Annotated in this window: 13 protein-coding genes; 8 read left to right on the forward strand and 5 right to left on the reverse strand. The window is 74.5% G+C overall.

Annotated features, from left to right (window positions below; all coding sequences use genetic code 11):
- The first annotated feature begins 248 nt into the window (after positions 1–248).
- Positions 249–1,187, forward strand: coding sequence for an ABC transporter ATP-binding protein (locus ABZ851_RS26655; protein WP_361132317.1), 939 nt, complete (start codon positions 249–251; stop codon positions 1,185–1,187).
- Between the two features lie 119 nt (positions 1,188–1,306).
- The gene (locus ABZ851_RS26660; protein ID WP_361132320.1) at positions 1,307–1,975 is read left to right on the forward strand and encodes an ABC transporter; all 669 of its coding nucleotides are present in this window, start codon (positions 1,307–1,309) and stop codon (positions 1,973–1,975) included.
- Positions 1,976–2,343: 368 nt separating this feature from the next.
- Here ABZ851_RS26660 and ABZ851_RS26665 read toward each other — a convergent pair whose 3' ends face one another.
- Positions 2,344–3,747 (reverse strand): alkaline phosphatase PhoX, encoded by a 1,404-nt coding sequence (locus ABZ851_RS26665; protein ID WP_361132323.1) that lies wholly within the window; start codon positions 3,745–3,747, stop codon positions 2,344–2,346.
- A gap of 103 nt (positions 3,748–3,850) precedes the next feature.
- Complete coding sequence (gene zapE / locus ABZ851_RS26670; protein ID WP_361132326.1) at positions 3,851–4,972, reverse strand: cell division protein ZapE; 1,122 nt, start codon at positions 4,970–4,972, stop codon at positions 3,851–3,853.
- Positions 4,973–5,039: 67 nt separating this feature from the next.
- Here zapE and ABZ851_RS26675 point away from each other — a divergent pair, with 67 nt between their 5' ends.
- Together ABZ851_RS26675 and ABZ851_RS26680 are read left to right on the forward strand one after the other, a co-directional pair.
- Positions 5,040–5,864 carry a dihydrofolate reductase family protein gene (locus ABZ851_RS26675; protein WP_361132329.1) on the forward strand — a complete coding sequence of 275 codons (825 nt, stop codon included), beginning with the start codon at positions 5,040–5,042 and terminating at the stop codon, positions 5,862–5,864.
- A 138-nt stretch (positions 5,865–6,002) separates the two neighbouring features.
- Positions 6,003–6,500, forward strand: a complete 498-nt coding sequence (locus tag ABZ851_RS26680) for an indole-3-glycerol phosphate synthase (protein ID WP_361132332.1) — start codon at positions 6,003–6,005, stop codon at positions 6,498–6,500.
- 82 nt (positions 6,501–6,582) lie between these two features.
- On the opposite strand, the gene ABZ851_RS26685 is transcribed toward ABZ851_RS26680, so the two are convergent.
- On the reverse strand, positions 6,583–7,281 hold the full coding sequence (locus ABZ851_RS26685; protein WP_361132335.1) for an ABC transporter ATP-binding protein: 699 nt from the start codon (positions 7,279–7,281) through the stop codon (positions 6,583–6,585).
- On the reverse strand, positions 7,278–8,393 hold the full coding sequence (locus ABZ851_RS26690; RefSeq protein WP_361132338.1) for an FtsX-like permease family protein: 1,116 nt from the start codon (positions 8,391–8,393) through the stop codon (positions 7,278–7,280). Before ABZ851_RS26690 ends, ABZ851_RS26685 begins: the two co-directional genes overlap by 4 nt.
- Positions 8,394–8,709: 316 nt before the next feature.
- On the opposite strand from ABZ851_RS26690, the gene ABZ851_RS26695 reads away from it, so the two are divergent.
- The 4 genes from ABZ851_RS26695 to msrB all read left to right on the forward strand — a co-directional run bounded on the left by ABZ851_RS26695 (position 8,710) and on the right by msrB (position 12,487).
- A complete protein-coding gene (locus ABZ851_RS26695; RefSeq protein WP_361132417.1) occupies positions 8,710–9,879 on the forward strand; it encodes a sensor histidine kinase in 1,170 nt (389 codons plus the stop codon).
- Complete coding sequence (locus tag ABZ851_RS26700; RefSeq protein WP_361132341.1) at positions 9,876–10,517, forward strand: response regulator transcription factor; 642 nt, start codon at positions 9,876–9,878, stop codon at positions 10,515–10,517. The genes ABZ851_RS26695 and ABZ851_RS26700 overlap by 4 nt, the downstream gene beginning before the upstream one ends.
- 147 nt (positions 10,518–10,664) lie before the next feature.
- Complete coding sequence (gene murC, locus ABZ851_RS26705; protein WP_361132344.1) at positions 10,665–12,062, forward strand: UDP-N-acetylmuramate--L-alanine ligase; 1,398 nt, start codon at positions 10,665–10,667, stop codon at positions 12,060–12,062.
- Positions 12,063–12,079: 17 nt separating this feature from the next.
- Complete coding sequence (gene msrB / locus ABZ851_RS26710) at positions 12,080–12,487, forward strand: peptide-methionine (R)-S-oxide reductase MsrB (RefSeq protein WP_361132347.1); 408 nt, start codon at positions 12,080–12,082, stop codon at positions 12,485–12,487.
- Positions 12,488–12,617: 130 nt separating this feature from the next.
- Here the strand turns inward: msrB and ABZ851_RS26715 are convergent, their stop codons facing one another.
- Positions 12,618–13,178 carry an ATP-binding protein gene (locus tag ABZ851_RS26715; protein ID WP_361132350.1) on the reverse strand — a complete coding sequence of 187 codons (561 nt, stop codon included), beginning with the start codon at positions 13,176–13,178 and terminating at the stop codon, positions 12,618–12,620.
- Positions 13,179–13,390: the final 212 nt, after the last annotated feature.

Below are 13,390 nucleotides of genomic sequence, written 5' to 3' on the forward strand. Positions count from 1 at the left end.
CCGTGCCCAGGGGGCCGGCCGGTGGGCAACACCGCAGCGGCGAGCCAACGCCGTCAGGACCGCCTGCCCGGCGCCGTGTTGTGCGCCGGACGCGGCGCGCCACGTTCTGGGGCGGGCACCGGCAAGCTCATCCGGCTACCGTCGGGGACGGCGGAGCGGACCGAGGCCGCCGGGTGGCAGTGCCGAGAGCAGCATCGGGTGGCAGTGCCGGACAGCAGCACCGAGTGGCGGTGGAGGTGCCAACACGTATGAGGCTGGACGGGGTGGGGCGGCGCTACGGGGTGCGGGGCCCGTGGGTGCTGCGGGACGTACGACTCGAGGTGCCCGCGGGTGCGCTGCTGCGCATCGAAGGGACCAACGGCAGCGGGAAATCCACCCTGCTGCGGCTGCTGGCCGGGATCGACCGGCCCAGCGCCGGACGCATCACCGGGCGCCCGCGCAGCGCCTATGTGCCCGAACGGTTCCCGGCCGCGCTGCCCTTCACCGCCGTCGACTACCTCACCCACCTCGGCCGCATCCACGGACTGCGCGGCCCCGAAGCCGGTCGCCGTGGCGCCGAATGGCTGGCCCGGTTCGGGGCGGCCGCGCACGCCCGCACCCCGCTGGCCGAGCTGTCCAAGGGGACGAGCCAGAAGGTCGCGGTCGCCCAGGCGTTGCTCGCCGAACCCGAACTCCTGGTCCTGGACGAGGCCTGGACCGGCCTGGACCAGGGCGCCCGGGAGGTGCTCAACCGTGCGGTCGCCGAACGGGTCGCGGACGGCGGCACCGTCGTCTTCGTCGACCATGACCCGCAGCGGCTGGCGGGCGCGGCCGACGTCCGCTACCGCGTCGCGGACGGACGGCTGCTGCCCCATGAGGAGAGCGGCCCGGCGGGGGACGAGGCGCCCGCGCCCTGCCCCGGAGTGGTCATCGAGGCGGAGGGCGCTCCGGGAGCGCCGCTGCCCGGTGAGCCGGAGCGCATGCCCGCCGGAGCACCACGGCTGCCCCGTGGGACACAGGTCGTATCGCGGCCGGACGGTACGACGCGGCTGACGGTCCCCGCCGTCCACTCCGACGCCTTGCTGCGCGCCCTGCTCACCGCACGGCCGCCGTGGCACATCCGGTCGGTCACCAGCGCCGGGGCGGGGCCGGGGGAGGGGCCTGGCGACGACGCCCCGGCGTCGGCCCCCGCGTCCGCCCCCGCGTAGACGGAGGCATCAGCGCCCCCGTCCGCCCCCGTGTCCACCCAGGCGTCCGCGACTGCATCCGCATCCGCATCCGCATCCGGATCCGGATCCACTTCCGCACCTGACGAGGCCCCGCTCACGTGATCGCTCTTCTCCGCTATCAGACGGCGCTGCTCTTCCGCTCGTACCGCTGGCTGCCGCCGGTGATCCTCTACGCCGCCTGGCTGGCCGCCGGCGTCCAGAGCGGCGACCCGATCCTCGGCGGGCTCGGCTGGGCCGCGGGCGGCCTGCTGCCGGTCGCCGTATGGCTGACCCGGGTCTGTGTCACCAACGAGCCTCCGGCGGCCCGCAATTGCACCGCGGCCGCCGCCGGGCCCGGCCGGGCCCACCTCGCCGCAGTGCTGGCCGCGGTCTGTACCGCGGTGCTGCTCGCCCTCCTCGGTACGGCACTGGTCGTGCTGCTGTCCGACCCGCACTCCACCGGCCACCGGGTCGCCGTCCCGGTCCTGCCCGCGGCGGCCGCCGGGCTGCTCGGCGCGCTGGTGTGCCTGTTGACGGGTACCGCGATCGGCGTGCTGAGCAACCGGCCGGTACTGCGCAGCAGCGGCTGGAGCATCCCGGTGGGCATGCTCGCCGCCCTGCTGCTGCTCGTGCTGGGCGCCTCGCCCGCCAACGCCGCCGTCTCGGGCCTGGTCACCGGCTCCCTCCACGGCACGATCACCACCCCGTGGCTGCCGCTCGCCGCCACCGCCCTGCTCGCGGCCGCCGCCACCGCCGTCGCCTGCGCCCTCAGCTCCCGCCGGAGTTGAAGCGCCGGGACGTATGGCCGGAGCTGAAGCGCCGCCGGGGCGAACGGTTGGGGCGGGCTGAGGCGCCGGGGTGAACGGCGGGGGCTGGCTGAGCGGCCGGGACGGGACGGGGCTGAGGCGTCGGGGTGTTCGGCCGGGGCGGGCTGAGGCGTCGGGTGCCGCGCCGCGGCGGCGCTGGAACCGGGCCCGGATGTCTCCCCCGCCCCTCCCCCTCTCCCCCTTCGGGGGAGGGGGCGGGGGGTGGGTTCGGGGGTGGGGGGAAGCAGCCGCACGCTCGACGCCCTGCCCGGCACCGCCGCCCCACGAGGCCGTGGCGCCCTCCCCACGGGCCGGCGGCCCCCTGGCGGCCCGGCGTGGCCCCCGCAGCCTCAGTGATGCCAGGGCCCCGTCACCGCGAACGTCGTCCCCGGCGTATAGCAATTGACGTACATCGTCCGGTGGTCCGGCGAGAAGGTCACTCCCGCGAACTCCCCCCACTCCGGCTTCTGCGGGGTGCCGATGTTCTGCCGGCCGCGCGCCATCGCATAGACCTCGCCGCGCCGGGTGAGGCCGAAGACGTGCTGGGCGCCCTCGCCGTCCTCGCAGACCATCAGGCCGCCGCTGGGCGCCAGGCAGATGTTGTCGGGGGACTCGCCGGGCAGTTGGAGGTCGCTGTCCGGGCCGAAGACGATGACCTGGGTCAGCCGCCGCTTCTCCGGGTCGTACTTCCACACCTGGCCGTAGTGGTCGGCCGCCGAGCCGGCGTCGCGGTGCGCGAAGCTGGAGACGAAGTAGACGCACGAGCCGCCCCAGTAGCAGCCCTCCAGCTTCTGGGCGTGGGTGATGCCGCCGGGGCCGAAGTCCTGGAAGCGGACCGGGGTCTGACGGGCGAGCGGGTCGGGCACATCCACCCAGGTGACGTGGTCGAAGGTGGTGCCCGGTTGCTGGACGGTGGAGAGGTCGGGCACACCCGGGACCCGCAGTGCCTGGAGCCGGCCGCCGGCCCGGAGCGAACCGCGGCCGCCCCTCGGCCTCTTGGGAAGGAAGCGGTAGAACAGGCCGAACGGCTTGTCGAAGGCGTCCTCGGTCTCGTAGACGGTGCCGGTGCCGGGGTCGACGGCGATCGCCTCGTGCTGGAAGCGGCCCATCGCGGTCAGCGGGACCGCGCCGGTGCGCCGCGGGTCGTACGGATCGACCTCGAAGATGAAGCCGTGGTCCTTGGTGTAGTTCTCCTCACCGGCCCGGTGCTCGGTCTCCTCGCAGGTCAGCCAGGTGCGCCAAGGGGTGGGGCCGCCCGCGCAGTTGGTGGACGTACCGGCGATGGCGACCCGTTCCGAGCGGACGGAGTTGTCCGGGCCGAGTTCCAGGGCCGTACAGCCGCCCTCACCGCCGGGGTCGTACGTCAGGTCCCGGACCCGGGGGACGGCCTGGCGCGAGCCCGTACGGTTCTCGTGGTTGCGGACGAGGAAGGTGCCGCCGCGGCGTCCGGAGGAACTGTGCGAGCCGCGAGAGCCCGGAGAACCCGGGAAGGCGGCCATACCGTCGCAGTTGCTGGGGACCTTGCCCTCCCCGGAGCGCAGCGGGTCGCCTTCCCGGGACAGGACCCGGTAGCGGAAGCCCCGGGGGAGGTCGAGCAGGCCGTGCGGGTCGGGGACCAGCGGGCCGTAGCCGCGCCGCCCCATGCTCTGTGCGGTCGCGGTCCCCGTGAAGAGCTCCGTGAGGTTTCCGGAGAAGGCGATTCCCGCCCCCAGCGCTCCGGTTCTCGCCAGGATCTGACGTCGTGTCGCGGACATGGGCAACTCCCTGTTGGCGGACAGGTGACGTGACCCGCTCGTGTGTACCACGGGGCCGGGCCGCCGGGAACCAGGCGGCGGCCCGGGTGTTGCCGCGGCGCGTCTACCGGGAGCCGTCGGCCACCAGGGTGCCCGCGTCGCGCGCCAGCGCCGTCAGCCGGGAGATGGCCCGGAAGTACTTCTTGCGGTAGCCGCCGCGCAGCATCTCCTCGCTGAACAGCTCGTCGAAGGCCTTGCCCGAGGTCAGCACCGGCACCTCACGGTCGTAGAGCCGGTCGGCCAGGACCACCAGGCGCAGCGCGGTGGACTGGTCGGGCACCGCCTGGACATCGGTGAGGCAGACCGCCTCGATGCCGTCGCACATCGCGCCGTAGCGGCTGGGGTGCACCCGGGACAGGTGCTCCAGCAGGGAGGGGAAGTCGTCGAGGGAGGCACCGGGCGTGCGGTACGCCGTGCGGGTGACCGTCTCGTCGTCGTACGGGGCGGGCGCCTCGGGCAGGCCGCGGTGGCGGTAGTCCTCGCCGTCGATCCGCAGCGGACGGAAGTGGGCGCTCAGGCCCTGGATCTCCCGCAGGAAGTCGGCCGCGGCGAACCGGCCCTCGCCCAGCTTGCCGGGCAGCGTGTTGGAGGTGGCGGCCAGCGCCACCCCGGCGTCGACCAGCTTGCCGAGCAGGGTGGAGACCAGGACCGTGTCACCGGGATCGTCCAGCTCGAACTCGTCGATGCACAGCAGCTTGTGCTCGCCGAGGGTGCGGACGGTCTGCTGGAAGCCGAGCGCGCCGACGAGGTTGGTCAGCTCGACGAAGGTGCCGAAGGCCTTGCGCTCGGCCGGGGCGGGGGTGGCGTGCCACAGGGAGGCGAGCAGGTGGGTCTTGCCGACGCCGTAGCCGCCGTCCAGGTAGACGCCGCGCGGGCCCACGGGGGCCGCGGGCTTCCTGGCGAACCAGCGCCGCTTGCCCGGGCCGGCCCGCCCGGCGTCGATGCTCTCCGCGAAGTCGCTCAGGACCTGGACGGCCTCGGCCTGGCTGGGCTGCTGCGGGTCCGGGATGTAGGTGTCGAACCGGGCGCCCTGGAAGCGCGGCGGCGGCACCATCTCGGCCACCAGGCGGTCGGCCGGGACGTGCGGGGCGCGGGCGGTGAGCGCGGCGGGCGCCGCGTCGTCCCCGTCGGCCGGCGGTCCGGCTATCGGGTCGGGCTGCGGTGCGGAGTGCTGGGAAGGCGACACAGCCGTCCAGCCTATCTCCTGCGCGGGGGCCGCCGGTCCGCTGAGAGGGGCATGTCACACTGCCGCCATGCGACGCCTGTTCCCTCTCCCCGCCCCGTCCGCACCGGCCCCTGCCGCCGGGAACACCGAGGTGGGGGCCCTCGACCCCACGGACCGTGCCTGGACCCTGCACGAGCTGGCCGACGCCTACGCGTACCCGGCGGCGGACGCCCCGGTGCGCTCGGGGCGCACCGGCTGGCTGCGGGCGAACATGGTGTCCTCCGTGGACGGCGCGGCCCACCACGAGGGCCGCTCGCAGCCGCTCTCCAGCGATGCCGACATGCGGATCTTCGGGGTGCTGAGGGGCCTCGCGGATGCGGTGGTGGTGGGTGCGGAGACGGTGCGGCAGGAAGGCTACCGGCCGGCCCGCGCCCGGGAGGCGTTCGCCGCCCGCCGGGCCGCCGCCGGCCAGGGCCCGGCCCCCGCCATCGCCGTGGTGACCGCCGGCCTCGCGCTGGACTTCACCCTGCCGCTGTTCACCGAGCCGCTGGTCCCCACCCTGGTGCTGACCGGCGCGGGCGCGCCCGCGGACCGGGTGGCGAAGGCCCGTGCCGCGGGCGTCGAGGTGCTGTTCGCCGGTGAGGGGCAGGGCGTCGATCCGGCCCGGGTGACCGGGGTGCTGGCCGAACGGGGCCACACCCGGCTGCTCACGGAGGGCGGGCCGATGCTGCTGGGGCAGTTCGCGGCGGCCGGCGCCCTGGACGAGCTGTGTCTGTCGCTGGCTCCGGTGGTTGCCGTGGGCGACGCGCCGAGGATCATGAACGGTCCCGCCGTCCCGGTACCGGAGCGGTTCGCCCTGGCATCCGTACTGGAGGAGGGCGGATTCCTCTTCACGCGCTACCGCCGGCCGTGACAATCGGCGGAACTATCTGTTCCGCTTAGCTTCTGTTGGGCACACTGAAAGCCAACAGTCCCGCACGCCTACGGGGCAGGATGGTGTCTGTCGGGCTCCGTGCCATGCGGCGCCCCGAAGAGAAGAAGGGCGTCCGTCGTGTTCACGAGCGTATTGATGATCGAGAAGCCACTGACGCCTGCCGATGTGGAGTTTGTGACCACCCTGCACGGCGATGACCGGATCTCGTTCGTCGTGCTCATGCAGCCTCGCGGCAAGCAGGATGTTCTGCTACGGGCCATCGACGACGTGGCCCTCGGTGAGTTCGACGACGCCGTGCGGGAGGGCGAGGAACCGGGCGGCGCCCGCGCGGAGGCCCCCGCCGAGCTCTCCCTGGCCCACACGCTGCAGGCGCTGCGCGACACCGGAGCCCAGGCCGTCGGGCAGGTGGTCGAGGACCATCCGCTGGACCTGCTGCGGTCCGTCGTCGACGAGACCGGCGCGGACGAGGTGATCGTGCTGACCACCCCGCACTTCGTGGAGGAGTTCTTCCACCGCGACTGGGCCTCCCGCGCCCGCCACAAGGTCGGCGTCCCGGTCCTCAAGCTGTTCTCCCATGCGGCGGACGACCAGACCCAGGGGACCGCCGGAAGCTGAGCGGCCCACCGTCACCGGGACCCGCCTGCCCGTCTGTCTGCCGGTCCCTCCGCCGGGTCCCTCCGCCGGGTTCCGTCGGCGGTCAGGGGCGGGCGACGGACCGGGGACGCAGCCGGCCGTCCCGCACCTCGGCGACCGTGTCCGCCACGTCCAGGTGGGCGGGGTCGTGGGTGACCAGTACCGTCGCGGTGGCGCGCTGCCGGGTGAGCGTGCGCAGCAGCGCGAGCACCGCGGCGCCCCGCTCGTGGTCCAGGGCGCTGGTCGGCTCGTCCACCAGCAGCACCGCGGGCTCGTTCATCAGCGCCCGCGCGATATTGACCCGCTGCCGCTGACCGCCCGACAGCTGATGCGGCCGCCGGTGGGCCTGGCCCTCCAGGCCGACCGCCGACAGCAGCTCCCGGGCCCGTTCCCGCGTGCGTGCCCGCGTCGCACGCGACGTGCGCCCGGCCAGGTGGGCCGTCACCTGCAGCTGTTCGGCGGCGGTCAGCGACGGCAGCAGATTGGGCTGCTGGAAGACCGTGCCGATGGCGGTGCGGCGCAGCGTCGTCAGCGCGGCCCGGCCGAGCCCCGCGGTGTCCGTGCCACCGATCACCACCCGTCCGCGGTCCGGGCGGATCAGTGTGGCGGCGACCGCGAGCAGGCTGGACTTGCCGGAGCCGGACGGGCCGATCACCGCGGTCAGGCGTCCGGCGGGGACGGTCAGCGAGACCTCGTCCAGCGCCGTCAGCCGGGCGTCGCCGTCGGGGTAGGTGAGGGTGACATCGGTCAGTTCGAGGCTCATCGGGCACTTCCCAGGGCGGTCAGCGGGTCCACGGACGTGATGCGGCGGATGGCGAGCGCGGCGCCCGCGGCACCCAGCGCGATCATGATCAGGGCGGGCGCCAGCACGGTGGCCGGGGCGAGCACGAAGGGCACCGTGCCGCCGATTCCGGCGCCCACCGCGGCCACCACGGCGCTGCCCAGGGCCGTCCCGCCCACCAGCAGCACCACGGCCTGTCCGAGCGCGTCCCGCAGCAGCGAGCAGGTCGAGGCACCCAGCGCCTTCAGCACGGCGACCTCGCCGCGGCGCTGGATCGTCCACACCGTGAAGAACGCCCCGATGACCAGCGCGGAGATCGCGAACAGAAAGCCGCGCATCAGCTGCAGGGACCCGTTCTCGGCGGCGTACGAGCCGATGGCCTGCAGGGCGTCGTCGGCGGCGACGGTCCTTGTGCCGAGCGCCCGGTCGGCGGCCGCCAGACCGGCGGTGCCGGAGGTCGAGAGGGCGAGGACGGTCGCTCCGACGGCGTCGCCGGACGTGCCGGTCCGCCCGGGCCGGTCACCGGCGGCCGCTCCGGCCCCGCCCGCCAGCCGCCGCCAGTCCTCCAGCGACGTCCAGACCACCGGCGTATGGGCGTACATCGCCGCGCCCGCCACCGCCGCCACCCGGACCGTGCGGCCGCCGAGCGTCAGTGTGTCCCCGGCCCGCGCCCCCAGTGCGGCGGCGGCCTTCGCGGACAGCACCACCGCACCGTCCCCCACCCGTGCGGGCGCCGTCGGCGACCCCGGCCGCACGCCGAACAGCGACACCGCGGCGGTCCGGCCGCCGGACTCGGCCTTCGCCGTCGCGATCCCCAGCGGGTCGGCGTGCCGTACGCCCGGCACCCGCGCCCAGGCCCGTACGGTCCGCTCCGTCAGCCGCGAATCGGTGAAGGCGACGTCCCTGCCGTCGGCGGGCGCCGAGAACACCAGGTGATCGGCGGGCAGCGCGGTGACCGCCGAGGTGTTCTCCCGGCCCAGGCCCGCCGTCAGGCCCGACAGCAGCCCCACCAGCACCGTGATCAGCACAATGACGGTGCCCATCAGGGCGAACCGTCCCTTGGCGAATCTCAGGTCCCTCCAGGCGACGAACACCGGCGATGCCCTCCTCGGATCCGGGTGCCGGACTCCACTGCCCGGCATCGGCCTCCACCGTCGCGCGCCGGGCGGGCCGCGGACATCGCGCCGGGGAGTGGTCCGCCCGGATCGAAAGAGGTGCCCCGCGCTCAACCCTTTGGTTGATGCCGCAGGTGGGGAGGGCGCTTAGCCTGGGGGAGCCGTGACCGAAGAGACCGCGACCCAAAACACCGAGACCGGAAACACCGCGCCCGGGGAACCCGCGACCGGGGAATCCCCGAGCACCCCCTCCCTCACCCCCGTCCTGCGGGTCCTGCGCAGCTGTCTGCACCTGATGGTGGCCGCGCTGCTGGCACTGGCCTGCGTGCGCGCGATCGCCGGGCACACCCCCGCCGCCCCGGCCGTGACCGCCGCCGCGGCCGCGCTGTTCGCGGTGTACGTGACCGGCCCCCGGCTGCCCCGCCTCCGCAGCTCCACCGGCGCCGCCGCCCTCTGGCTGAGCGGCGTGGCCCTGCTCTGGCTGGTGCTGCTCGCCCTCACCCCCGACGGCGTGTGGCTCGCCTTCCCGCTGTTCTTCGTCCAGCTGCATCTGCTGCCGCTGAGAGGGGGCCTGGCCGCCGTCGCGGCCACCACCGCCGCCGCCATCGCCGGATTCGGCCTGCACACCCACGCCCTGAGCCTCGGCACGGTGCTCGGCCCCGCCCTGGGCGCCGCCGTCGCCGTCGCCGTCGTCCTCGGCTACGAGGCCCTTTACCGGGAGAGCGAGCAGCGCCGCCGCCTCATCGAGGAGCTCACCGCGGCCCGCAGCGAACTGGCCGCCGCGGAACACGCCGCCGGGGTGCTCGCCGAACGCGAGCGGCTGGCCCGCGAGATCCACGACACCCTCGCCCAGGGCCTGTCCAGCATCCAGCTGCTGCTGCGGGCCGCCGAGCGCGCCCTGCCGCGGCAGCCCGGCACCGCCCTCGGCCATGTCCGGCAGGCCCGCACCACCGCCGCCGGCAACCTCGCCGAGGCGCGCCGCTTCGTCCGTGCGCTGAGCCCGCCCGACCTGGAGGCCGGCTCGCTGCCCGCCGCGCTGGAACGGCTGTGCGCCACCACCGCCCGTACCTCCCCGCTCGCCGTGCACTGCCAGGTCTCCGGCACGCCCACCGCGCTCCCCACCACGCACGAGGTCGCGCTGCTGCGCATCGCCCAGTCCGCGCTCGCCAACACCGTGCGGCACGCCGGTGCCGGACGGGCCGAGCTGACCCTCAGCTACATGGACACCGAGGTCGCGCTGGACGTCGTCGACGACGGCGCGGGGTTCGTCCCCGCCGAGGTGCCCGCCCCGGGCTCCGCGGCGGCGGACGGCACCGGCTTCGGCCTCGCCGCGATGCGCGCCCGGGCCCGCGCCCTCCAGGGCACCCTCGTCGTCGAGTCCGCCCCCGGCGAGGGCACCGCCGTCGCCGTCACCCTGCCCACTCCCGCCGCCCCGCCCGACGCCGCCCAGGAGGCCGCCCCGTGACCGCGACGGACACCCCCGTCCGGCTGCTGCTCGCCGACGATCACCCCGTCGTACGCGCCGGACTGCGCGCCGTCCTGGAGACCGAGGACGACTTCGAGATCGTCGCCGACGTCCCGACCGCCGAGCAGGCCGTCGACCTCGCCGCGCGGCTCGCCGTCGACGTCGTCCTCATGGACCTCCAGTTCGGCGGCCGGATGCTCGGCTCCCAGGCCACGGCGGAGATCACCGCCCGCCCCGGTGCCCCGCGCGTCCTCGTGCTGACCACCTACGACACCGACGTCGACATCCTCGCCGCCATCGAGGCCGGCGCCACCGGCTACCTCCTCAAGGACGCCCCGCCGGAGGAACTGGCGGCCGCGGTCCGCACCGCCGCCGCCGGGAAGTCCGCCCTCGCCCCCACCGTCGCGCTGCGCCTCATGGACCGCATGCGCACCCCCGCCACCGCGCTCTCCCGCCGGGAGACCGAGGTCCTTCAGCTCGTCGCCGACGGTCTGCCGAACGCGGCGATCAGCAAACAGCTCTTCCTCAGCCAGGCGACCGTCAAATCCCACCTCGTCCACATCTACGCCAAGCTGGGCGTGGACTCCCGCACCTCCGCGGTCGCCGCCGCCACCGCCCGGGGCCTGATCCGCCGCTGAACGCCGCGCGCCGGGCGCATCCCGGACCCGGCCGGGGCCGGCCACCACACCCGTCAGGGGTCCACGGACCGGCACTGTCGGTGCCGGGTGCGAGAATCATGGACAGCACCACCGCTCGCGATGATCGACGATCAGGGAGACCCGCCCATGGCACCCGCCATCCCAGCCTCGATGGACCGGCCGCACTTCATCGGCATCGGCGGAGCCGGCATGTCGGGCATCGCCAAGATCCTGGCGCAGCGCGGCGCCCGGGTGGCGGGCAGCGACGCCAAGGACTCCGCGACCGCCCAGGCCCTGCGCTCCCTCGGCGCCACGGTCCACATCGGCCACGCCGCCGGGCATCTGGCAACGGACGCCACCAGCGTCGTCGTCTCCTCCGCGATCCGCCCGGACAACCCCGAGCTGGCCGCCGCCCACGAGCGCGGCATCCCGGTGGTCCACCGCTCCGACGCGCTCGCCTCCCTCATGGAGGGCCTGCGCCCCATCGCCGTCGCCGGCACCCACGGCAAGACGACCACGACCTCCATGCTCGCCGTCTCCCTCGGCGCCCTCGGTCTCAAGCCGTCCTACGCCATCGGCGGCGACCTCGACGCCCCGGGCTCCAACGCCGAGCACGGCGCCGGCGAGATCTTCGTCGCCGAGGCCGACGAGAGCGACCGCAGTTTCCACAAGTACGCCCCCGAGGTCGCGATCATCCTCAACGTGGAGCTCGACCACCACGCCAACTACGCCTCGATGGAAGAGATCTACGAGTCCTTCGAGACCTTCGTCGGCCGCATCCGCCCCGGCGGCACCCTGGTCATCACCGCCGACCACCCCGGCGCCCGCGAGCTGACCGAGCGGATCTCCGGCCGCTACGACATCGAGGTCGTCACCTACGGTGAGTCCCCGGACGCCGACGTCCGCATCCTCAAGGTCAACCCCCGCGGCCTGACCAGCGATGTCACGGTCACCCTCACCAGCGGCAAGATCCTCACCTTCACCGTCTCCGTCCCGGGCCGGCACTACGCCCACAACGCCGTCGCCGCCCTGGCCGCCGGCGTCGCCCTGGGCCTCGCGCCGCACAACCTCGCCTCCGCGCTCGGCAAGTACACCGGCGTCAAGCGCCGCCTCCAGCTCAAGGGCGAGGCGGCCGGCGTCCAGGTCATCGACTCCTACGCCCACCACCCCACGGAGATGACCGCCGACCTCGAAGCCATCCGCGGCGCCGCCGACGGCTCCCGGGTGCTGGTCGTCTTCCAGCCCCACCTCTTCTCCCGCACCCAGGAGCTGGGCACCGAGATGGGCCAGGCGCTCGCCCTGGCCGACGCCTCCGTCATCCTGGACATCTACCCGGCCCGCGAGGACCCGATCCCGGGCATCACCAGCGCCCTGATCATCGACGCCGCGCGCACCGCCGGCGCCGACGTCACCCCCGAGAGCGACCAGGCCGCCGTCCCGGAGGTCATCGCAGGAATGGCGAAGCCCGGGGACCTTGTTCTCACCATGGGCGCGGGCGATGTGACCGACCTCGGCCCCGCCATCCTGTCCCGCCTGGGCAGCTGAGCTGAGGAGGACCCCAGATGCCGTACGAGATCGACAAGCCCGACGAGCAGTGGCGGGCCGAGCTGACCCCCGCCGAGTACCAGGTGCTCCGTCAGGCCGGCACCGAGCCCGCCTTCGTCGGTGAGTACACCGACACCAAGACCGAGGGCGTCTACTCCTGCCGCGCCTGCGGCGCCGAGCTCTTCCGCTCCGACACCAAATTCGAGAGCCACTGTGGCTGGCCGTCCTTCTACGACCCCAAGGACACGGACGCCGTCGAACTCATCGAGGACCGCTCCCACGGCATGGTCCGCACCGAAGTCCGCTGCGCCCGCTGCGGCTCCCACCTGGGCCACGTCTTCGAGGGAGAGGGCTACCCGACCCCCACCGACCAGCGGTACTGCATCAACTCGATCTCGCTGCGGCTGGCTCCTGACGAGGAGTGAGTGGCGGCTCGATGTGCGGCCGAGCGGGGCCGGCCCCACTCCGGGCCGGCCTGAGCCGCACACGGGGGCCGGCCGTGCCGGACGTGTGGGGGAAGCCGTGCCGGCCCACCTTCGACGTGTACCCCACCGGTCAGAGTCGCCGCCGAGCTCCCCGCCGACGGGCACTGCTGCCGGGCGTGCGCAGTTCGAACCAGACGGTCTTCCCCGCGGCGGTGTGCCGCGCGCCCCAGCGGGTCGAGAGCTGGTCGACCAGGTGCAGCCCCCGGCCGTGGTCCTCGTCGGCTCGGGCCGGAGGACGGTGAGCGGGCGGAGCGGCGGGGGAGCCGTCGGCGATGTCGCAGCGCAGCGTCCGGTCGAGGGGCGAGTGGGACATCTGCAGGTGGAGGGGGCCCCAGGCGTGCTGGAGTGCATTGGTGACCAGTTCGCTCACCAGGAGTTCGGCGATCTCGACATGCTCGGGCAGCCCCCATCGGGCCAGCTCGGTCCGGATGATCCGCCGGGCCTGGGGCACGGCGTGGACATGCGATTCAAGCGGCTCCGAGACCACTTTGCCGCGCATCCTCCCCAGGCACCGGGCCAGCTGAGCGACCCGCGCGGCGGCGGTCGCCGCCTGCCGCCACAACAGACGGCACAGCGGGAGCAGGACGCCCTCACGGACGGCGACGCAGCGGGTGCGGAGGACGGTAGTCATGACGAGGCGGTCCGGCCGGGCGGAATCCGCCGCGGCGGGAGGCCGGACGGGCAGGGGCGGGGGCAGCCAGACGGGAGCCCTCGCGTGCGGTCCGGACCAGGAGAAGACGGGCGGTGCCCAGTCCGTGCCCGCCGTGGGCTGTCGGGCCGTGCCCGGGGACGATTCCGGTGCCGGGAACATCTGTCTGCCCTCGCTTCTCTCCGGGACCGTGG

The sequence above is a fragment of the Streptomyces sp. NPDC047049 genome, assembly GCF_040643995.1.
Classification (GTDB): Bacteria; Actinomycetota; Actinomycetes; order Streptomycetales; family Streptomycetaceae; genus Streptomyces; species Streptomyces mooreae.

Bases quoted from the DNA above. Each gene is read 5' to 3' on its own strand.
- ABZ851_RS26675 (WP_361132329.1), top strand. From the start codon at position 5,040: ATGCGACGCCTGTTCCCTCTCCCCGCCCCGTCCGCACCGGCCCCTGCC.
- ABZ851_RS26715 (WP_361132350.1), bottom strand. From the start codon at position 13,178: ATGACTACCGTCCTCCGCACCCGCTGCGTCGCCGTCCGTGAGGGCGTC.
- msrB (WP_361132347.1), top strand. From the start codon at position 12,080: ATGCCGTACGAGATCGACAAGCCCGACGAGCAGTGGCGGGCCGAGCTG.
- ABZ851_RS26665 (WP_361132323.1), bottom strand. From the start codon at position 3,747: ATGTCCGCGACACGACGTCAGATCCTGGCGAGAACCGGAGCGCTGGGG.
- ABZ851_RS26685 (WP_361132335.1), bottom strand. From the start codon at position 7,281: ATGAGCCTCGAACTGACCGATGTCACCCTCACCTACCCCGACGGCGAC.
- ABZ851_RS26695 (WP_361132417.1), top strand. From the start codon at position 8,710: ATGGTGGCCGCGCTGCTGGCACTGGCCTGCGTGCGCGCGATCGCCGGG.
- murC (WP_361132344.1), top strand. From the start codon at position 10,665: ATGGCACCCGCCATCCCAGCCTCGATGGACCGGCCGCACTTCATCGGC.
- ABZ851_RS26655 (WP_361132317.1), top strand. From the start codon at position 249: ATGAGGCTGGACGGGGTGGGGCGGCGCTACGGGGTGCGGGGCCCGTGG.